Source organism: Serratia sp. K-E0102 (assembly GCF_029962625.1).
GTDB classification, from domain to species: Bacteria; Pseudomonadota; Gammaproteobacteria; order Enterobacterales; family Enterobacteriaceae; genus Serratia; species Serratia sarumanii.
Genome location: NZ_CP124754.1, coordinates 461,706 through 481,998, shown reverse-complemented (window position 1 = coordinate 481,998; position 20,293 = coordinate 461,706). Strand labels below are relative to the sequence as shown.

General features: G+C 57.2%; 15 protein-coding genes, 1 tRNA gene and 1 pseudogene. 10 read left to right on the top strand and 7 right to left on the bottom strand.

The genetic code is table 11. The features are described 5' to 3' along the window. Positions 1 to 171 precede the first annotated feature (171 nt). Positions 172 to 1,809 carry a DNA cytosine methyltransferase gene (locus tag SSARUM2_RS02190; RefSeq protein WP_060452819.1) on the top strand — a complete coding sequence of 546 codons (1,638 nt, stop codon included), beginning with the start codon at positions 172 to 174 and terminating at the stop codon, positions 1,807 to 1,809. Positions 1,810 to 2,169: 360 nt separating this feature from the next. On the opposite strand, the pseudogene SSARUM2_RS02185 reads toward SSARUM2_RS02190, so the two are convergent. Then, positions 2,170 to 3,462, bottom strand: a pseudogene (locus SSARUM2_RS02185) (integrase arm-type DNA-binding domain-containing protein). Between the two features lie 199 nt (positions 3,463 to 3,661). After that, positions 3,662 to 3,746, bottom strand: a tRNA-Leu gene (locus SSARUM2_RS02180). Between the two features lie 82 nt (positions 3,747 to 3,828). On the opposite strand from SSARUM2_RS02180, the gene SSARUM2_RS02175 reads away from it, so the two are divergent. From SSARUM2_RS02175 to SSARUM2_RS02160, 4 genes are read left to right on the top strand one after another with little or no spacing between them, the layout of a single operon-like run. Further along, positions 3,829 to 4,083 (top strand): hypothetical protein, encoded by a 255-nt coding sequence (locus SSARUM2_RS02175; RefSeq protein ID WP_125460810.1) that lies wholly within the window; start codon positions 3,829 to 3,831, stop codon positions 4,081 to 4,083. Positions 4,084 to 4,138: 55 nt separating this feature from the next. Further along, complete coding sequence (locus tag SSARUM2_RS02170) at positions 4,139 to 4,906, top strand: DeoR/GlpR family DNA-binding transcription regulator (RefSeq protein WP_033636886.1); 768 nt, start codon at positions 4,139 to 4,141, stop codon at positions 4,904 to 4,906. Positions 4,907 to 4,936: 30 nt separating this feature from the next. Beyond that, positions 4,937 to 5,902, top strand: coding sequence for a D-erythronate dehydrogenase (denD, locus tag SSARUM2_RS02165; RefSeq protein WP_060452820.1), 966 nt, complete (start codon positions 4,937 to 4,939; stop codon positions 5,900 to 5,902). Continuing rightward, positions 5,902 to 7,287, top strand: coding sequence for a gluconate:H+ symporter (locus tag SSARUM2_RS02160; RefSeq protein WP_074027173.1), 1,386 nt, complete (start codon positions 5,902 to 5,904; stop codon positions 7,285 to 7,287). The genes denD and SSARUM2_RS02160 overlap by 1 nt, the downstream gene beginning before the upstream one ends. 783 nt (positions 7,288 to 8,070) lie before the next feature. Here the strand turns inward: SSARUM2_RS02160 and SSARUM2_RS02155 are convergent. From SSARUM2_RS02155 to lptF, 3 genes are all read right to left on the bottom strand, one after another. Continuing rightward, a complete protein-coding gene (locus tag SSARUM2_RS02155) occupies positions 8,071 to 8,787 on the bottom strand; it encodes a LuxR family transcriptional regulator (protein ID WP_049211804.1) in 717 nt (238 codons plus the stop codon). Positions 8,788 to 8,922: 135 nt separating this feature from the next. Further along, positions 8,923 to 9,993: an LPS export ABC transporter permease LptG gene (gene lptG, locus SSARUM2_RS02150; protein WP_033636876.1), complete on the bottom strand. Its 1,071-nt coding sequence runs from the start codon at positions 9,991 to 9,993 to the stop codon at positions 8,923 to 8,925. Continuing rightward, positions 9,993 to 11,087, bottom strand: coding sequence for an LPS export ABC transporter permease LptF (gene lptF / locus SSARUM2_RS02145; protein ID WP_033636875.1), 1,095 nt, complete (start codon positions 11,085 to 11,087; stop codon positions 9,993 to 9,995). The genes lptG and lptF overlap by 1 nt, the downstream gene beginning before the upstream one ends. 282 nt (positions 11,088 to 11,369) lie before the next feature. Between lptF and pepA the strand changes: the two genes are divergently transcribed. The 5 genes from pepA (at position 11,370) to SSARUM2_RS02120 (ending at position 18,842) form a co-directional block, all read left to right on the top strand. After that, positions 11,370 to 12,881, top strand: a complete 1,512-nt coding sequence (gene pepA, locus SSARUM2_RS02140; protein ID WP_033636874.1) for a leucyl aminopeptidase — start codon at positions 11,370 to 11,372, stop codon at positions 12,879 to 12,881. An 84-nt stretch (positions 12,882 to 12,965) separates the two neighbouring features. Continuing rightward, on the top strand, positions 12,966 to 13,415 hold the full coding sequence (locus SSARUM2_RS02135) for a DNA polymerase III subunit chi (RefSeq protein ID WP_033631663.1): 450 nt from the start codon (positions 12,966 to 12,968) through the stop codon (positions 13,413 to 13,415). 12 nt (positions 13,416 to 13,427) lie between these two features. Continuing rightward, a complete protein-coding gene (locus SSARUM2_RS02130) occupies positions 13,428 to 16,304 on the top strand; it encodes a valine--tRNA ligase (RefSeq protein ID WP_060452821.1) in 2,877 nt (958 codons plus the stop codon). Between the two features lie 200 nt (positions 16,305 to 16,504). Continuing rightward, a complete protein-coding gene (locus tag SSARUM2_RS02125) occupies positions 16,505 to 17,008 on the top strand; it encodes a GNAT family N-acetyltransferase (protein WP_033636872.1) in 504 nt (167 codons plus the stop codon). A gap of 226 nt (positions 17,009 to 17,234) precedes the next feature. Then, positions 17,235 to 18,842, top strand: a complete 1,608-nt coding sequence (locus tag SSARUM2_RS02120) for a GMC family oxidoreductase N-terminal domain-containing protein (protein WP_033652790.1) — start codon at positions 17,235 to 17,237, stop codon at positions 18,840 to 18,842. A 15-nt stretch (positions 18,843 to 18,857) separates the two neighbouring features. Here SSARUM2_RS02120 and miaE read toward each other — a convergent pair whose 3' ends face one another. Beyond that, positions 18,858 to 19,622 (bottom strand): tRNA isopentenyl-2-thiomethyl-A-37 hydroxylase MiaE, encoded by a 765-nt coding sequence (miaE, locus tag SSARUM2_RS02115; RefSeq protein ID WP_060452822.1) that lies wholly within the window; start codon positions 19,620 to 19,622, stop codon positions 18,858 to 18,860. Positions 19,623 to 19,802: 180 nt separating this feature from the next. Further along, a complete protein-coding gene (gene rraB / locus SSARUM2_RS02110) occupies positions 19,803 to 20,228 on the bottom strand; it encodes a ribonuclease E inhibitor RraB (RefSeq protein WP_025305115.1) in 426 nt (141 codons plus the stop codon). Positions 20,229 to 20,293: the final 65 nt, after the last annotated feature.

Here is a 20,293-nt window from a genome sequence, read left to right as displayed (position 1 = left end):
TTGTGATACTGAGTTCATTAGGATGATATTGAATACCTAGAAAAAAAATGCAAAAATGAGGTAGCAAGATTTCCTGCTCTAATCGCTAGTTTGGTTTTTGAGCATTGAAAAGAAGACAAACCTTAAGTTTCAAAGAGTTACAAAAATTTTGAAAAAATATGGACTCATATAATGAGCGAACAAGTTAAATCAGCATCGAAATATAACATTGTGGATTTGTTCGCAGGTGCCGGCGGTCTTAGCTATGGTTTTCTGCAAACTGGACGTTTCTCGATAAAAGCAGCTTTCGAATTGAACTCCAGTGCTCGGCAGACCTACCAGCGTAACCACGGTGACAATGTTGCTATGTATAGTGACGTTGAGCAGGCGCTCGCAGATACTATGAAAGAAGAGCTTGGGCAAGTCGATGTGGTGATCGGTGGGCCGCCTTGTCAAGGATTTTCAAGCGCTAATCGCCAAAAAAATCACGCTATCAGCCAAAATAACTCACTTGTTAAAAAGTTTGTTCAGGCTGTCCTTAATTTAAATCCTAAAGCTTTCGTAATGGAAAACGTGAGCCAACTTCAATCCAAAATTCACCGTTTTTATGTAGATGAGAATGATAAAAATATAATAGAGAAATATCACATAGAAACGGAGTCTGCTGAGATCTTACTTCTTGATAAACCATTTTTATTTGATGGTGTTATTGATATTGTTAGCAACAAAAAATCATTAGAGCAATATTTATGGAATGAAAAAGATTATTTCACTTTCAATGTTGTCTTTAAAGCTCGTAATAACGAAAGTAAGTTAAAAACGACTCTTGAGAAACACAAAAAAAAATTACTAGTTCTCGCAGAGAAACTTATTAAAAAGCAAGATGAGGGTGCATCTGACCCTATCACTAATTATAATAATTTTGCTGGCATGGTTATCACTCAATACTTCAGTGATCCTCAAATTCATAAAAGCGCCATCCATTTATGTAATACAATTGAACCAGTTGTTATGATTCAAAGAATGCTTTCTAAAGCCATGGAAATTCACAATAACAATATCGAAGTGAAAGAATACTCCATAAACAATGGATTAACTGCGGTTGTTACATCTATGGCCGTAGTTGATTATATCGAGTCAATCCTTGGCGCTGAAGATAGTGGTTATAACATTACAAAAGGTGTTTTGTCAGCGGCTCATTTTGGAGCCCCGCAAAAGCGAATGCGTTTTGTCATTATGGGTGTTAAAAAAGAGATAGCCCAAAATATAAGTTTGCCAGAGGGTACTTTTACAGAAGATCATTTTAGAGCAGTTGAGGATGCAATTAAGGATATTGAAAATATTCAAACTGCAGTTACTGTCAATGAGGGTAGTATTGGTATTAAACTTCCAATGCTACAAAACTCTATCAGTGAATTAGGTCAACAGCTCCGTGATTCGGATACACTTTATAACCATGTATCGACAGAAACAACCCCACATGCTTTAGAACGATTTAAAGTAATCCAACAAGGTTGTAATTTTCACGATTTACCACTAGATCTTAAGACAACCTATTCAGACAGCTCGAGAACTCAAAATACAATTTATCTGCGGTTAAAATATAATGAACCTTCAGGGACAGTAGTTAATGTAAGAAAATCGATGTGGATTCATCCCATTCATAATCGAGCGTTGAGCATTCGTGAGGCTGCTCGCTTGCAAACTTTCCCTGATAGTTTTGTATTTTGTGGAGTTAAAGACTCTCAATATCAGCAAATTGGCAATGCTGTACCTCCGATATTAGCAAAAGCCCTAGCAAATCATTTATGCTATTTTTTAGACAATTGAATGCTCATCCATTATAATATTTATAGCCGAGCATTCTATAAACTTTAACCAGAAATAATTTGATGATATGTCAAATTATTTCTGGTTATTTATCTTGGTGAATCATAATCATGCTAAATTAATTTTTATCACCGCCCATTAATCTCAACGACAAATAATAAATCACTGGAGATAGCTAAAGGTTAATTTACTTAGAATAAATACAATCATTGATAATTTATCTTTATAAATTAAAAAAATATGCACAAAGATAATAGTTTCAGCATTCATATCAGGGTTAATCATTGGAACCAAGTAGCCATCTATTAATGGACTTATGGGCTAGCAACAATAAACACATTATTTTATTATTTTATTTATTTATTTATTTATATTTCTAGATAGTTCAGTTGACATATCCCACATATCCTTCCCAAATTCAAACGGGCTAATCCATTTCTCGCGATTTACATCCAGAAAATCCGCCCACCATTGAAGCATCAACCTACGCTCATCCAAGTGCTCAGCCTTATGAATGTAAGCCGCTCACACAGAGTTTCGTTCCATATGGCTCATCTGACGTTCTACCGCATCTCTAGACCATAACCCTCACTCAATCAACGAGCTACAAGCCATCGTCCTGAAGCCATGCCCACAAACCTCAACCTTTGTGTCATATCCCATCACGCGCAGTGCCTTGTTCACTGTATTTTCACTCATCGGTTTACGAGGATTGTGATCTCCAACGAAAACAAAATTTCGATTGCCGCTGAGCTTATAAACCTGTTTAAGGATATCCAATGCCTGTCGGGATAACGGCACCAGATGAGGTGTACGCATTTTCGAACCACGTTGAGAGTGCTTAACTCCTTCAATAGCTTCTCGTTCTGCCGGTATCGTCCACATTGCCGTATCAAAATCGATCTCAGACCAACGGGCAAAGCGCAATTCACTGGATCGAATGAAGATTAACAAGGTGAGCTCAACAGCCAAACGGGTCAAAGAGCGTCCCGTGTAACCATCAATCCGGTGGAGCAGTTCAGACAGGCGTTTCAGCTCAAGCGCAGGACGATGGACACGGTTACTGGAAGCAACCGCACCTGCCATTTCCTGGGCTGGATTGTAATCAATCAAGCCACTTTGAACGGCATACCTCATTATGGCTGTTGTCCGTTGCTGAAGACGAGAAGCTACTTCAAAACGGCCTGTAGCTTCTACAACTTTGATAGGAGCAAGCAAATCGCGAGTTCTCAGCTCCTCAATACTACGTTTGCCGATTGCATGGAACAGATTATCTTCCAGACTTTTAAGCACCCGCCGACTGTGTTCCTCTGACCATTTCTTGTTAGTTGCATGCCAATCTCTGGCAACAGACTCAAAGGTAATGACCTCTTTTGCCTGCTCCTCTTTTACAGCACGTTTATGCTCGCGAGGATCGATTCCTGCAGCAACAAGCCTTCTGGCCTCTTCTCTCTTTTGACGAGCATCAGCTAGGGATGTTTCGGGATAAACACCAAACGCCATCAGGTGCTACTTACCGCCAAAGTGAAAGCGGAACCGCCAGTATTTTGAGCCGTTGGGGTGAATCAGCAAAAACATGCCATCCCCATCAACTAGGGTGTAGTCCTTTTCCTGCGATTTCGCAGAACGGACTTTAGCATCTGTCAGAGCCATAAAAGTTCTCCTTCCATGTGCCGCTGTGAGTATACAACCATTATCGAACCAGCATATATACTCGGTTCTATACTCACAAGCGACTTGATGTGGGTTGACTCAGATTGACTTCTGTTGAAAGGAAAATCGCGGAAAGCCTTGTATGGCGCGGATTTCAGGCACAAAAAAAGACGTCCGTTGACGTCTATTGATGTTCCGATGGTGCCGAAGGCCGGACTCGAACCGGCACGTATCTCTACGGTTGATTTTGAATCAACTGCGTCTACCGATTTCGCCACTTCGGCACTGAAGTAGTATGCGGAAAACGGGTGCATTATACCTTCCCGCGATCGTCACGCAACACTTATCCGTTGTTCAATGAGTTAAGTGTCGAAAAAAGCGCCGCAGCGCACGTTTGCCTGCCCTTCCTCGCCGCTTTACCGCCCCGACCGCTTCACAAACCTTGTGGCGCGTCACATTAATTATCACAACATGGTGTTGCACAACAAAACGCCGAGAAAACCCAATAATAAGCAATTAATCATAAAGTTAAATAACAAAACCGCCCCAACCCCCACGCCGGCATTTGTGATAACTGTCGCTTACTTGTTAATCGCGATGGTTGAAGATGTTCCTTCATAACAAAAAATAACAGCTTCGCGGCGCCCCTGCCGCCGCCGGGGCCACAGGAGCGAACATGATCCCGTCTGAACGCCGCGATTACATCTATCGCTATGTGCATGAATATCAGCTGGCGAGCATCAGCGCGCTGTCGGAGCTGATGAGCGTCTCCCACATGACGGTGCGGCGCGATATCCGCGTGCTGGAAGAGCAAGGCAAGGTGGTCAGCGTCAGCGGCGGCGTACGCCTGAGCGAGGCGCTGCGCCAGGAGCTGGCCTATTGCGAGAAGGCGCAGCTGCACCATCGCCACAAGCGCGAGATCGGCAAATACGCCGCCGGCTTGGTGGAAGACGGCCAGGTGGTCTATCTGGACGCCGGCACCACCACCTTCGAGATCGCCCGCAGCCTGGCGGAGCGTTTCAATCTGACGGTCGTCACCAACGATTTTTCCATCATCCAGCACCTGATGAATCGCCCGCAGCTCAGCCTGTTCCACACCGGCGGCCAGGTGGATCAGCGCAACTACTCCTGCGTCGGTAACAGCGCCGCCATGCTGTTGCGCAGCCTGAATATCGACGTGGCCTTCATCAGCACCAGCTCGTGGGATCTGGAGCACGGCCTCTCCACGCCGCACGAGGAGAAGGTGCTGGTCAAGCAGGCGCTGCTGGAGGTCGCCCGCCGCCGGGTGCTGGTCTCCGACAGCAGCAAGTACGGCAAATACGGCATGTTCCGCGTCTGCCCGCTGGAGGCGCTGAGCGACATCATCTGCGACGCCGCGCTGCCGCCGGAGGCGCAGCAGCTGCTGCGCGAGCGCGGTCTGCAACTGCACAACGTCCAACTCTGATAACAACAACGCTAGGGAAAGGAGCACCATATGAACATCGTCATCACCGGCGGCGCCGGTTTTCTCGGCCAGCGGCTGGCGAAAGCGCTGCTGCACGGCAGTTGCCCGCTGGCCTTCGACACGCTGATCCTGGCGGACATCACCCCGCCGCCCGCCCCGCTGCCGGATGCGCGCCTGCAGTGTCTGGCGCTCGATCTGTCGCAGCCCGGCGCGGCGGAGCGGCTGATCGACGCCGACTGCGGCGTGCTGTTCCACCTGGCGGCCATCGTCAGCAGCCATGCGGAGAGCGATTTCGATCTCGGCATGCAGGTCAATTTCGATGCCACCCGCCAACTGCTGGAAGCGGCGCGCCACCGGGCGCCGGGCATGAAGTTCATCTTCACCAGTTCGCTGGCGGTGTTCGGCGGCGAGCTGCCTCCGGTGATCGACGATCGCTGCGCGGTCACCCCGCAATCCTCCTACGGCGCGCAGAAGGCGATGTGCGAGCTGCTGATCAACGACTATGCGCGCAAAGGCTTCGTCGATGGCCGCGTGCTGCGCCTGCCCACCATCAGCGTGCGGCCGGGCAAGCCGAACAAGGCGGCCTCGTCGTTTGCCAGCGGCATCATCCGCGAGCCGCTGCACGGCGAGCAGGCGGTGTGCCCGGTAGACGCCGAGCTGGCGCTGTGGCTCTCCAGCCCGGCCGCGGTGGTGAGCAACTTCATCCACGCCGCCACGCTGCCCGCTTCGGCGTTCGGCGCGCTGCGCACGCTCAACCTGCCCGGCATCAGCGTGCGCGTGCGGGAGATGCTCGAAGCGCTGCGCGCGGTGGCCGGTGACGCCGTCGCCGCACGGGTGCGATTCGAGCCGGACGCCGCCATCAACCGCATCGTCGCCGGTTGGCCGGGCGAGTTCGACACCCCGCGGGCGCAGCAGTTGGGCTTCACCGCCGATGAAAGCTTCGAGCAGGCTATCCGCGCCTTTATCCGCGACGACATGCAGCAAGGCGGGGGCTGATCATGGCGATGTATACCCCAATCATCGGGCTGGCGGTGGCGGTGTTTGCGCTGATTTTCCTGGTGCTGCGCACCCGCGTGCATGCGCTGATCGCCATGCTGATCGCCGCCTCCATCGCCGGCATTACCGGCGGCATGGGTGCCACGCAAACCGTCGACGCCATCACCAAGGGCTTCGGCTCCACGCTCGGCAGCATCGGCATCGTCATCGGGCTGGGGGTGATGATGGGCCGGGTGCTGGAGGTCTCCGGCGCCGCCGAGCAGATCGCCTACAGCTTTATCAAGTGGCTGGGCAAAAGGCGCGAGGAGTGGGCGCTGGCCATCACCGGCTATATCGTCAGCATCCCGATCTTCGTCGATTCGGCGTTCGTCATCCTTTATCCGCTGGTCAAGGCGCTGGCGAAAAAGGGCAAGCGCAACCTGCTGACGCTCGGCGTCGCGCTGGCCGGCGGGCTGATCCTCACCCACCACGCGGTGCCGCCGACACCGGGGCCGCTGGGCGTGGCGGGCATCTTCGGCGTGGATATCGGCGCCATGATGCTGGCCGGGCTGGTGCTGGCCATTCCCTGCGTGATCGGCATCGTGCTGTATGCGCGCTGGCTGGGCGCGCGCTACCCGGACTTTATGCCGCAGGAAGAGGAAGCGCCGCAGGATCTGCGCGCCGCGCATCAGCAGTATCTGGCGGAGAAAGAGGGCAAGGCGCTGCCGAGCCTGATGTTGTCGCTGCTGCCGATCCTGACGCCGATCGGGCTGATCTTCGTCAACGCGGTCAACAATATGCTGGCCAAGCGCGAGGGCATGGGCTGGCTGGCGGAGAGCCTGTGGGGCCAAAGCTTCGCGTTTCTCGGCTCGCCGATGATCGCGCTGGCGATCAGCGTGCTGCTGGCGGTGTACACCCTGATGCCGCACGCCAACAAGCACGACACGCTGGAGCGGCTGGAAGAAGGCCTGCAGACCGCCGGCATCATCCTGCTGGTTACCGGCGCCGGCGGCGCGCTGGGGGCGGTGCTGCGCGAGAGCGGCGCCGGCACGCAGTTGGCGGAACAGGTCGCCGGGCTGCCGATCTCGCCGGTGCTGATCCCGTTCGTCATCGCCACGCTGGTGCGGGTGATACAGGGCTCCGGCACGGTGGCGATGATCACCGCCGCCTCTATCTCGGCACCGATCGTCAGCCTGCTGCCCGGCGTCAATATGCTGGCGGCGGCGCAGGCGGCCACCCTGGGCGCGCTGTTCTTCAGCTACTTCAACGACAGCATGTTCTGGGTGGTCAACCGCATGATGGGCATCAAGGACGTGCGCCAACAGATGATGGTGTGGTCGGTACCCACCACTATCGCCTGGGCCATCAGCCTGTGCGGCGTGGTGTTGCTGGACTGGCTGCTGTAACGCTTCCCCCCAACGTCAACCCCCCGGGCGCGATCTGCCAGATCGCGCCCCAACCGTATTCTTTCGCCACGCCAATCGGCTCTTCTCAACCAATGCAGCCAGCAAAAAATAATCCCCAGCCGCAATGGCAATGCTGCAAATAATTGCATATCCATGTGTCAGCCAATAAAGAATGAGGTTGCGTAACATTCCGAGAACACTATTTTTTCATTGGTAAAAATCAGGCGGGAAATAAATACGTGGAATAACGCCATTAAGAAAGAGACGTTATTTTTAGCTGGTTGGGGTTCTATCGAAAATCACCACAAAATAGCGTACATACGTAACGAAATAGCCACTCAAGGCGTAAAAACCAGCAGAGAACACTTGCCTCCGCAGAGTTAATAGCTTTAAGATGATGTAAGAAAATTTTCCCTGGTGTTGGCCAATATTGGCAACCTGGCCCTACGCGGTCAGGTTTTTTTTTGTATTTTTTATCAAAACATTACCGGGGAAGTGTATCGCCTTGAGGGGTGAGAAACCAGTTAGACTAAAGTACAGTCCCTTACTAGACCTTTATCAGTTCATGCAGGTTATTATTTCATATCGCAGAGATCGGGGCAGGTACTCTATATTACGTCCTCAACGTGAACCGACACGCGACCAAATCAACACCGATTGACGCCCATCATCTCTTGAATCGAAAAACGCTGTTCGCCAGCCGATATTTTCTCCCTTCAGACGTATCCCGGCTGATGATTTATGCGCAGCCGTGCCTCCGTATTCCACGGGTACGCTAGCCTGTCACTCCACCGGTTTAATCAACCGAAGCTCCATCCCCAGGCGCACGGCATGTCGGGCATTCGTTACCCCCAACTTTTTGACGACGTTGGACATATGAAACTTGATGGTGCCGGTTTTTATGCCCAGGATCATCGCCGTTTCCTGGTAGGTTTTACCCACGCTGGCCCAATAAAGGATCTCGTTTTCCCTGTCGGTAAAGCGGGCATTTCTTTCCAGGGCTACGGCGTTTTTTTCTGAAAGTGGGGATAGTGCCAGATACGACTCATGGATTGAGGCCAGCAATACCGAGATTTCACCTTTACGATCGGTGAGCGCCTGGATGGCTTCCGCTCTCTGCTCAACGTTGAAGGCAAAGGAAAGCGTGACGAGATTGTCGTTGTAATCGTGCAGCACGAAGGTATAGCCGTGCGTTACGCCAAACTCGCGGGCCTGTTCGAACAACTCGGGAAAGTGCAGCCCTGCGTCAGCCATGATTTGCTCGTCCCAGGCGAACGGGGTCAGGCGGTTACGGGCGGTAAGCACCACCGGATCAATATACTGCAACCCCTGCTCTTGATACTTTTTTACCCATTCACTCGGGTAGTTGGTGACGCCAAAGATGCAGGCAATGTCTTTTTTGGATAACACCACATACGCCCACAGGAGATCGCCCAACTCTCCCAACGCCGCTTCCAGTCGCTTGCCGATGATATTGCTGAGATTGTATTCGTCTTCCATTGGCTGCGTGCTCCCTCTGCCTGCATTGCCGCTGAAGTGACTATAACACGACAAAAACCACAGGCGGGGGCATGCCCCACCAACAAAAAAGGCGCGGCCCCGCGGCCACGCCTTTCTTCACTACCGATCGCCCCGCTACTTGCGTTTGAGCAGCATATAAACGCTGATCAGCAGGAACAGCATGCTCGGCAGCAGCGCGCCCAGCACCGGCGGCATGCTGTACACCAGGCTCAGCGGGCCGAAGATCTGATCCAGCACGTAGAACAGGAAGCCGAAGCTGATGCCGGTCACCACGCGGATGCCCATCGGCACGCTGCGCAGCGGGCCGAAGATGAACGACAGCGCCATCAGCATCATCACCGCCACCGACAGCGGCGAGAAGATTTTGCTCCACATGTTGAGCTGGTAACGGCTGGCCTCCTGGCCGCTCTGCTTCAGGTACTTCACGTAGTTGTGCAGCCCGCTGATGGAGAGCGAATCCGGATCCAGCGCCACCACGCCCAGCTTGTCCGGGGTCAGGTTGGTTTTCCATTCGCCGGTCAGCGTCTGGGTGCCGGTCACCTGTTTCGGATCGGTCAGATCCGAGGTGTCCACCTGCGAAAGCTGCCACACTCCGTTCTCGAAGCTGGCGGTGGCGGCATAGCGCACCGTCTCCAGGCGACGTTGGTCGTTGAAGTGGTAGATGTTCACGCCGGAGAGTTCTTTGTCGCCGGAGACGCGCTCGATGTAGATGAAGTCGTTGCCATCCTTCGCCCACAGCCCGCTCTTGGTGGAGAGCAGCGAGCCGCCGTACATCTGCTGGGCGCGGTAGTTGCGCGCCATCTGCTCGCCCTGCGGTGCCACCCACTCGCCGATCGCCATGGTCAGCAGCACCAGCGGAATGGCGGTTTTCATCACCGAGCCGGCGATCTGCAGCCGGGTGAAGCCGGAAGCCTGCATGACGACCAGTTCGCTGCGCGTCGCCAGTTGGCCCAGGCCGAGCAGCGCGCCGAGCAGCGCCGCCATCGGGAAGAAGATCTCGATGTCTTTCGGCACGCTCAGCAGGGTGTACATGCCGGCGCTCAACGCGGTGTATTCGCCCTGGCCGACCTTGCGCAGCTGATCGACGAACTTGATGATGCCGGACAGCGACACCAGCATGAACAGCGTCATAATGATGGTGTTGAAAATCGTTTTACCGATATACCGGTCTAATACGCCAAACATCAGGCCGCTCCTCTCAGGCGTGCGCGCAGCTTGCGCATCGGCACGGTATCCCACAGGTTCAGCGCCAGCGCGATCGCGAAGTAAACGCCGTTAACCAGCCACAGCCACAGCATCGGATCCAGCTTGCCCTTGCCGGCGTTGGAGCGCAGCGAGGTCTGCAGCAGGAAGAAGATCAGATACAGCAGGATGGCCGGCAGCATGCTCAGCACGCGGCCCTGGCGTGGGTTCACCACGCTGAGCGGCACCACCAGCAGCGCCATCAGCGCCACCGACACCACCAGCGTCAGGCGCCAGTGGAACTCGGCGCGCGCATCCGGATCGTCGGACTCCCACAGCGTCTGCATCGACATCTGTTCGGATTCGGTGTTGTCCGCCGCCACGGTACGGTGGCCAATCACCGCCTTGTAGTCGTTGAAGTCGGTAATGCGGAAGTCGCGCAGCAGCGCGGTGCCTTCAAAGCGGGTGCCCTTGTCGAGCGTCACCACCTGCGAGCCGTCTTTCTGCTGCACGATGTTGCCGTGCTCGGCCACCACCACCGACGGGCGTTGGTTGCCGTTCGGCCGCAGTTGCGCCAGGAACACGTCGTTGAAGGTGCTGCCCTTCACGTTGCCGATAAACAGCACCGCGTTGCCGTCCTGCGAGGGTTTGAACTGCCCTTCCGCCAGCCCGGCGATGCTCGGGTTGGCCTTGGCTTCGTTCACCACCACGTCCTGATAGCGCGAAGCCCAGGGGCCGGCCCAAAACACGTTCACCGCCGCGATCGCAGAGGTGAACAGCGCCAGGATCATGGCGGCGATAATCAGGGTGCGTTTGCCCAGCCCGCAGGCGTGCATAACGGTGATTTCGCTCTCGGTATACAACCGCCCAAGCGTCATCAGCAAGCCGAGAAACAGGCTCAAAGGCAGGATGAGCTGCGCCATTTTCGGCACGCCCAGCGCCAGCAGGGAGAGGACTAAGTTTGTCGGGATATTGCCGTCCACCGCATCGCCCAACACCCTGACCAGGTTCTGACAAAAGAAGATCAGAAGCAGGATGAACAGGATGGCGATTTGGCTCTTGAGCGTTTCCCGTACCAGATATCTTATGATGATCACGCTTATTACGCCTGTGAAAACTTGTCTTTTTGCAGGAAAATCGATAATTTCATCGCTAATCCGCCATTTATTCTCATCATATGGCAACCTTCACAGCTAAAATAGTATTACAACATCAAGCCGTTTGGGTGTCCTATAGGAACTTGCTTATAGTCGCCAAAACAGAGCAATTTACGCCGTTCAGGTTAACATAATCCGTTAACTCAAATGGCGGGAGATCGTTACGGAGTCGGTTATTCTAGCCGTAGCGTCCGCCTTTGTCTTTAAGATTCAGGAGAGTGCATGGAGTTCAGTGTAAAAAGCGGTAGCCCGGAAAAACAGCGCAGTGCCTGTATTGTAGTCGGCGTTTTCGAACCGCGCCGCCTGTCCCCTATCGCAGAACAACTCGACAAAATCAGTGATGGTTATATCAGCGCATTGCTGCGCCGTGGCGAACTGGAAGGCAAGGTCGGGCAGACGCTGCTACTGCACCATGTGCCCAACATTCTCTCCGAGCGCATCCTGCTGATCGGCTGCGGCAAAGAGCGCGAGCTCGATGAGCGCCAATACAAGCAGGTGATCCAGAAAACCATCAATACCCTCAACGACACCGGCTCGATGGAAGCGGTCTGCTTCCTGACCGAGCTGCATGTAAAAGGCCGCAATACCTACTGGAAAGTGCGTCAGGCGGTGGAAACCGCCAAAGAGACGCTCTACACCTTCGATCAGCTGAAAAGCAACAAGGTGGAGCCGCGTCGTCCGCTGCGCAAAATGGTGTTCAACGTGCCGACCCGCCGTGAGCTCACCAGCGGCGAGCGCGCTATCCAGCACGGCCTGGCGGTGGCTTCCGGCATCAAGGCGGCCAAAGATCTCGGCAACATGCCGCCGAACATCTGTAACGCCGGCTACCTGGCCTCGCAGGCCCGCCAGCTGGCGGACGCCTTCAGCACCCACATCACCACCCGCGTCATCGGCGAACAGCAGATGAAAGAGCTGGGCATGAACGCCTATCTGGCGGTCGGCGCCGGTTCGCAAAACGAGTCGTTAATGTCGGTGATGGAATATAAGGGCAACCCAAATCCGGACGCTAAGCCGATCGTGCTGGTAGGCAAAGGGCTGACCTTCGACTCCGGCGGCATCTCGATCAAACCGGCCGACGGCATGGACGAGATGAAATACGACATGTGCGGCGCGGCGACCGTGTACGGCGTGATGCGCGTGGTGGCGGAGCTGAACCTGCCGCTGAACGTGATCGGCGTGCTGGCCGGCTGTGAAAACATGCCGGGCGGCCGGGCGTACCGTCCGGGCGACGTGCTGACCACCATGTCCGGCCAGACCGTCGAGGTGCTGAACACCGACGCCGAAGGCCGCCTGGTGCTGTGCGACACCCTGACCTACGTCGAGCGCTTCGAGCCGGAGCTGGTGATCGACATCGCCACCCTGACCGGCGCCTGCGTGATCGCCTTGGGCCACCACATCACCGGCCTGATGTCGAACCACAACCCGCTGGCGCACGAGCTGCTGGGCGCTTCCGAGCAGGCCGGCGACCGCGCCTGGCGCCTGCCGATGGCCGACGAGTACTACGAGCAGTTGGACTCCAACTTCGCCGACATGGCGAACATCGGTGGCCGCCCTGGCGGCGCCATCACCGCCGCCTGCTTCCTGTCGCGCTTCACCCGCAAGTACACCTGGGCGCACCTGGATATCGCCGGCACCGCCTGGCGTTCCGGTAAAGCCAAGGGCGCGACCGGCCGCCCGGTGGCGCTGCTGTCGCAGTTCCTATTGAACCGCGCGGGCCTGAACGGCGACGATTAAATCTGAGCGGTAATTCAGGTATAATCCCAAGGGGCACAGCATGCTGTGCCCCTACATTTTTTTATCGGCAGCGGTGGATCCTTAATGAAACAGGCGACGTTTTATTTGCTCGACAACGCGGAACCGTCTGGTGCGCTCAGCGCCCATGAGGCCGTGGCCTGCGCCGTTGCCGCCAACGGCTTCCGTTCCGGCAAGCGGGTGCTGATCGCCTGCGAGAGCCAGGAGCAGGCCCAGCGGCTGGACGAAGCGCTGTGGCAGCGCGAGCCGCATGAATTCGTGCCGCACAACCTGGCCGGCGAAGGGCCGCACTACGGCGCGCCGGTGGAACTGTGCTGGCCCGGCAAGCGCGGCAACGCCCCGCGCGATCTGCTGATCGCCCTGCTGCCGCAGTTTGCCGATTTTGCTACCGCTTTCCATGAAGTGGTAGACTTCGTTCCTTACGAAGACACTCTGAAACAGTTGGCGCGCGACCGTTACAAGGCCTATCGCAGCGTCGGCTTCCATTTGACCACGGCTACGCCGCCAACTCACTGAATACGATAAAGAATGGAAAAGACAAACAGTCAGCTCGACACCGCATACGACCCAAAGCAGATCGAACAGAAGCTGTACGATCACTGGGAGAATCAGGGTTACTTCAAGCCGAACGGCGACACCAGCCAGGAAAGCTTCTGCATCATGATCCCGCCGCCGAACGTCACCGGCAGCCTGCACATGGGCCACGCGTTCCAGCAGACCATCATGGACACCATGATTCGCTATCAGCGCATGCAGGGTAAAAACACCCTGTGGCAGGCGGGCACCGACCACGCCGGCATCGCCACCCAGATGGTGGTGGAGCGCAAGATCGCCGCGGAAGAAGGCAAAACCCGCCACGACTACGGCCGTGACGCGTTTATCGACAAGATCTGGCAGTGGAAGGCGGAGTCCGGCGGCACCATCACCCGCCAGATGCGCCGTCTGGGCAACTCCGTGGACTGGGAGCGCGAGCGCTTCACCATGGACGAAGGCCTGTCGAACGCGGTGCGCGAAGTGTTTGTCCGTCTGCACAAAGAAGATCTGATCTACCGCGGCAAGCGCCTGGTGAACTGGGATCCGAAGCTGCGCACCGCCATCTCCGATCTGGAAGTGGAAAACCGCGAATCCAAAGGCTCGATGTGGCACCTGCGCTACCCGCTGGCCGACGGCGCGAAAACCGCCGAGGGCAAAGACTACCTGGTGGTCGCCACCACCCGTCCGGAAACCGTGCTGGGCGATACCGGCGTGGCGGTCAACCCGGAAGATCCACGCTATAAAGACCTGATCGGCAAAGAGATCATTCTGCCGCTGGTCGGCCGCCGCATCCGCATCGTCGGCGACGAACACGCCGATATGGAAAAAGGCACCGGCTGCGTGAAGATCACCCCGGCGCACGATTTCAACGACTACGAAGTCGGCAAACGCCACGGCCTGCCGATGATCAACATTCTGACCTTCGACGGCGACATCCGCCAGGAAGCGGAAGTGTTCAACACCCTGGGCGAAGTCTGCACCGACTACTGCAACGAGATCCCGGCCGAGTTCCGCGGCCTGGAGCGCTTCGCGGCGCGTAAAGCGGTGGTTGCCGCCTTCGATCAGTTGGGCCTGCTGGACGAAATCAAACCGCACGACCTGACGGTGCCTTACGGCGACCGCGGCGGCGTGGTGATCGAGCCGATGCTGACCGACCAATGGTACGTGCGCACCGCGCCGCTGGCCAAGGTGGCGGTGGAAGCGGTCGAACAGGGCGAAATCCAGTTCGTGCCGAAGCAGTACGAAAACATGTACTTCAGCTGGATGCGCGACATTCAGGACTGGTGCATCTCGCGTCAGCTGTGGTGGGGCCACCGTATCCCGGCCTGGTATGACGTGAACGGCAAAGTCTACGTGGGCCGCAGCGAAGAAGAAGTGCGCAGCGAGAACAACCTGGGCGCCGACGTGGTGCTGACCCAGGACGAAGACGTGCTGGACACCTGGTTCTCGTCCGGCCTGTGGACCTTCTCTACCCTGGGCTGGCCGGAGCAGACCGACGCGCTGAAAACCTTCCACCCGACCAGCGTGATGGTCAGCGGCTTCGACATCATCTTCTTCTGGATCGCGCGCATGATCATGCTGACCATGCACTTCATCAAGGATGAAAACGGCAAGCCGCAGGTGCCGTTCAAGACCGTCTACATGACCGGTCTTATCCGCGACGACGAAGGCCAGAAGATGTCCAAGTCCAAAGGCAACGTGATCGATCCGCTGGACATGGTCGACGGCATCTCGCTGGAAGATCTGCTGGAAAAACGCACCGGCAACATGATGCAGCCGCAGCTGGCGGAGAAAATCCGCAAGCGCACCGAGAAGCAGTTCCCGAACGGCATCGAACCGCACGGCACCGACGCCCTGCGTTTCACCCTGGCGGCGCTGGCCTCGACCGGCCGCGACATCAACTGGGACATGAAGCGCCTGGAAGGCTACCGCAACTTCTGTAACAAGCTGTGGAACGCCAGCCGCTTCGTGCTGATGAACACCGAAGCGCACGACTGCGGCTTCAACGGCGGCGAGAAAGTGCTGTCGCTGGCGGATCGCTGGATCCTGGCCGAATTCAACCGCACGGTGAAAGCCTACCGCGAAGCGCTGGATACCTACCGCTTCGATCTGGCGGCCAACATTCTGTACGAATTCACCTGGAACCAGTTCTGCGACTGGTATCTGGAGCTGACCAAGCCGGTGGTGAGCAACGGCAGCGAAGCGGAACAGCGCGGCACCCGCCACACGCTGATCACCGTGCTGGAAGCGCTGCTGCGCCTGGCGCACCCGATCATTCCGTTCATCACCGAAACCATCTGGCAGCGCGTGAAGCCGCTGACCGGCACGACCGCAGACACCATCATGCTGCAGCCGTTCCCGGCCTACGACGCCGCGCTGGAAGACGAGCAGGCGCTGAACGATCTGGAGTGGATCAAGCAAACCATCATCGCCGTGCGCAACATCCGCGCCGAGATGAACATCGCGCCAAGCAAAACGCTCGACGTGCTGCTGCGCAACTGCAGCGCCGACGCCCAGCGCCGCGTGCAGGAGAACCAAAGCTTTATCGCCCGTCTGGCGCGCCTGGAATCCATCGCCCTGCTGCCGGCCGGTGAGAAAGGCCCGGTCTCCGTCACCAAGCTGGTGGACGGCGCCGAGCTGCTGATCCCGATGGCCGGTTTCATCGACAAGGACGCCGAGATCGCGCGTCTGGCGAAAGAGATGGGCAAACTGGATGCGGAAATCGCCGCGATCGAAGGCAAGCTGGCGAACGAAGGCTTCGTGGCGCGCGCGCCGGAAGCGGTGGTCGCCAAAGAACGCGATCGTCTGGCGGCCTGCAAAGAAGGCAAAGTGAAGCTGCAGGAACAGCAGGCGACCATCGCCGCGCTGTAATCCACCGGCTCACGCCAACGCCTGAAAAACAGCGGGGTCTTCCCCGCTGTTTTTTTATCGCCGTTGCATCCGGGCCGGGTTAGGTGTTATTACAAGATATTACTGCTGCAGGGACGCCGCCGGGAAATCATCCCCGGCGCGTTTCGTGCTGCGATAAAAACGAAAAACGAACGTGGTCTCTTTCAATGGCGAGTGTAAACATGACAACAGCAACCCCGGCGCGCCTGCTGGTGCGCCCCATCACGGCGGAAGACAATGCCGCCATTGCTCACGTCATTCGCGAAGTCTCCGCCGAGCACGGCCTGACGGCGGATAAAGGCTATACCGTCTCCGATCCCAATCTGGACGCCCTGTATCAGCTCTACAGCCTGCCGCGCAGCGCTTACTGGGTGATCGAGGTAGACGGCCAGGTCGCCGGCGGCGGCGGCATCGCGCCGCTGCAGGGCGGCGCAGACGATATATGCGAATTGCAGAAGATGTATTTCCTGCCGGTGTTGCGCGGCAAGGGATTGGCGAAACGCCTGGCGCTGCAGGCGCTGGATTTCGCCCGCCGGCACGGCTTCCGCTGTTGTTACCTCGAGACCACCGCCAGCCTGACGCAGGCCGTTGCGCTGTACGAACATCTGGGCTTCGAACACATCGACCACGCGATGGGCGCTACCGGCCACGTCGATTGCGAAGTCACCATGCTGAAAACGCTGTAATCGCCCCCGCCTTCCCATCAGGGCGCAGCTTGCTGCGCCTTTTTTATTAATATCGCAATCAATCAGTAAAACTCGCTATAACGCCGTATTTCAAGCAGATAAACTGACGTTAAAAACCACGATGTAAATTTAATGTGAAGTTCGTTAATAAATTAACGATCGCAAATTGACCGCTTTTTCCCCCGCGTTACTCTGCCAGTATCCCAATCGCGCACGGAGAGCTGTCATGTCGGAAAATACCTTTGATTACATCATTGTCGGCGCCGGTTCCGCCGGCTGCGTGCTGGCGGCGCAGCTGATCCGCCGCACCCAGGCGCGGGTGCTGCTGCTGGAAGCCGGCGGCGACGACAATAACCTGTTCATCAAGATGCCGGCCGGCGTGGCCAAGATCATCGCCAAAAAGAGCTGGCCCTACGAAACGGAACCGGAACCGCACGCCAACAACCGCCGCATGCAGATCGCGCAGGGCAAGGTGCTGGGCGGCAGCAGTTCGGTCAACGGCATGATCTACCTGCGCGGCCAGCCGCAGGACTACGACGACTGGGCCGAGCGCTACGGCTGCGCCGGCTGGAGCTACCGGGAGGTGCTGCCTTACTTCAAACGCGCCGAGGCCAACGAAAGCCTGTCGGACGACTACCACGGCGCCGACGGGCTACTGCCGGTCAGCGAAAACCGCTACCGCCACCCGCTCAGCATGGCGTTTATCCGCGCCGGCCAGGAGCTGAACCTGCCCTACCGCAACGACTTCAACGGCGACAGCCAGCACGGCGTCGGTTTCTACCAAACCACCACCCACAACGGCGAACGCGCCAGCACCGCCCGCACCTACCTGAAGGCGGTGCGCGACGAACGGCGGCTGGTGGTGAAACTGAACGCCCTGGCGCACCGGCTGACCTTCGAGGGCAACGTCGCCACCGGCGTGGTCTACAGCCAGAACGGCGGCGCGGAAGTGACCGCGCGCGCCACCAAAGAGGTGATTGTCAGCGCCGGCGCGGTCGGTTCGCCGAAGCTGCTGATGTTGTCCGGCATCGGCCCGCGCGACCACCTGCAGCAGCTGGGCATCGAGGTGCGGGCGGATCTGCCGGTGGGCAAAAACTTCCACGACCATCTGCACATGTCGATCAACGTCAGCACCCGCGAGCCCATCAGCCTGTTCGGCGCCGATCGCGGCCTGCAGGCGCTGAGCCACGGCGCGCAGTGGCTGGCGTTTCGCAGCGGCGTGCTCTCGTCCAACGTGCTGGAAGGCGCCGCCTTCACCGACAGCCAGGGCGACGGCCGGCCGGACGTGCAGATCCACTTCCTGCCGCTGCTGGACAGCTGGGACGACGTGCCCGGCGAGCCGCTGCCGAACATTCACGGCTTCACGCTCAAGGTCGGCTACCTGCAGCCGAAGGCACGCGGCGAAGTGCTGCTGCGCAGCAGCAACCCGCACGATCCGGTCAAGCTGCACGCCAACTACCTCGGCCACCCGGACGATCTGGCCGGCAGCGTGCGCGCGGTGAAGTTCGGCCTGGGCTTCCTGCAAACCGCGGCGCTGAAGCCGCTGATCAAAGATCTGCTGATGCCGCAGCCGGAGTGGACGCGCGACGAAGCGCAGCTGGAAGAGTTCGTGCGCAACTTCTGCAAGACGGTGTATCACCCGGTGGGCAGTTGCCGCATGGGGCCGTCGCCGCAGGACGCGGTGACCGATCCGCAGCTGCGGGTGCACGGATTTGAGCAGCTGCGGGTGATCGACTGCTCGGTGATGCCGCAGCTCACCAGCGGCAACACCAATGCGCCGACCATCATGCTGGCGGAAAAGGCGGTGGATCTGTTGCTGGGCGCGCCGCAGTAAGGGCGCGCCTCAACGTCAGGAGGCGGCGGGCACGCCGCTGTGGAAACGCAGCTCGCTGTCCGGCGACAGGATCAGTTCAGCTTCGAGGCGGCCGAAATGCGCCACCCGTTCGCTGATGTCGCCGCCGGCGATCTGTTCCGCCAGCGTCAGGTAGTCCTGATAATGGCGCGCTTCGGAGCGCAGCAGCGAGACGTAAAAGCGGTTCAGCTCGTCGTCCAGGTGCGGCGCCAGTTTGGCGAAGCGTTCGCAGGATCGCGCTTCGATGTAAGCGCCGCAGATCAGTTTGTCGATCAGCGTCGCCGGATCGTGGGTGCGGATCTCGCGGATCATCCCTTTGGCGTAGCGGCTGGCGGTGATCTTGCGATACGGGATCCCGCGCGCCTGCATGATCTCCAGCACCTGCGAGAAGTGATGCAACTCTTCCTTGATCAACAGCACCATGCGATCCGCCAGATCCTGGCCGTAGGCCGAGCCGTTTTTCGGCAGGATCTTGCGGGTGAACTGGCCCTGGCGAAACAGCGTGTCCGGCGCGCCCTGCGCTTCGTGCAGAAACGCCTCGTAAGGGCGCAGCAGCGCCAACAGCGCGTCGCCGCTCTCTTTGTCCGCCACGTAGCGGCGGATCAGCCACATGCCGGTCTGCGCGGCTTTCAGCTCGCATACCAGGTGGTCAGTCAGCAACAGCTGCAGGTTTTCCGGACGGCGCGCGGCGTCGATCCAGGCGTCGGGCGTTTCACAGTGCAGGAAGCTTAAAATCGGGGCTAACAGGGATTGGTATGTCATCGGCTTAATTGCCCTATGTATTTCAAGTTGCAGCTAGGCGGCCAGCTCACTCATCCCCAGGAGCTTACTTAGGTAAGTGACTGGGGTGAGGGAGTGCAGCCAACAACGCTGCAGCTTGAAAGACGACGGGGATATCAGGGGCCGGCGAGAACCGGCCCACAGGTATTGATTGGAGAGGGATTAGTGGCGTTTGCCGTCGTCGTCTTCGTCGATGTAGTCGCCGTCTTCGTCATCCTCACCGTCTTCACCGTTCGGATCTTCGAAGTAGGTGCCCCAGCCGTCGTAATTGACGCCGCAGCGTTCCGCCAGCGCCACCAGCTGTTCTACCTGAGCGTCGATCAGCTCTGCGTTCAGGCCGACTTCGCTGATCACGTCGCAGCACATCACCATCGAACCGTCTTCCACTTCCAGCTCTTCGGCGTCGGTCACTTCGTAGCCCAGCTTGAAGGCTTCAACGGCGGCCTGCTCCAGAACCTCAAATTTCTCGGCGGACAGATGGTGCTCGATGGTGTAGAGCGCGTCCGGATCGCTGCCGTCTTCCAGCAGTTCTTCGATGATCAGGCGGGTCTCTTCACGTTGTTCTTCCAGCAATTCGCGGTTTGCCATGCCTATATCCTCAAGTCAAATGGCCTTCATTCCTTCTATTTTCACACACCGCCGACATTGCTTCC

What these genes read in the sequence shown, in the direction of transcription:
- SSARUM2_RS02190 (WP_060452819.1), top strand. Translation starts at nt 172, where the DNA reads ATGAGCGAACAAGTTAAATCAGCATCGAAATATAACATTGTGGATTTG.
- SSARUM2_RS02170 (WP_033636886.1), top strand. Translation starts at nt 4,139, where the DNA reads ATGATCCCGTCTGAACGCCGCGATTACATCTATCGCTATGTGCATGAA.
- denD (WP_060452820.1), top strand. Translation starts at nt 4,937, where the DNA reads ATGAACATCGTCATCACCGGCGGCGCCGGTTTTCTCGGCCAGCGGCTG.
- SSARUM2_RS02155 (WP_049211804.1), bottom strand. Translation starts at nt 8,787, where the DNA reads ATGGAAGACGAATACAATCTCAGCAATATCATCGGCAAGCGACTGGAA.
- lptG (WP_033636876.1), bottom strand. Translation starts at nt 9,993, where the DNA reads ATGTTTGGCGTATTAGACCGGTATATCGGTAAAACGATTTTCAACACC.
- pepA (WP_033636874.1), top strand. Translation starts at nt 11,370, where the DNA reads ATGGAGTTCAGTGTAAAAAGCGGTAGCCCGGAAAAACAGCGCAGTGCC.
- SSARUM2_RS02135 (WP_033631663.1), top strand. Translation starts at nt 12,966, where the DNA reads ATGAAACAGGCGACGTTTTATTTGCTCGACAACGCGGAACCGTCTGGT.
- SSARUM2_RS02130 (WP_060452821.1), top strand. Translation starts at nt 13,428, where the DNA reads ATGGAAAAGACAAACAGTCAGCTCGACACCGCATACGACCCAAAGCAG.
- SSARUM2_RS02125 (WP_033636872.1), top strand. Translation starts at nt 16,505, where the DNA reads ATGACAACAGCAACCCCGGCGCGCCTGCTGGTGCGCCCCATCACGGCG.
- SSARUM2_RS02120 (WP_033652790.1), top strand. Translation starts at nt 17,235, where the DNA reads ATGTCGGAAAATACCTTTGATTACATCATTGTCGGCGCCGGTTCCGCC.
- miaE (WP_060452822.1), bottom strand. Translation starts at nt 19,622, where the DNA reads ATGACATACCAATCCCTGTTAGCCCCGATTTTAAGCTTCCTGCACTGT.
- rraB (WP_025305115.1), bottom strand. Translation starts at nt 20,228, where the DNA reads ATGGCAAACCGCGAATTGCTGGAAGAACAACGTGAAGAGACCCGCCTG.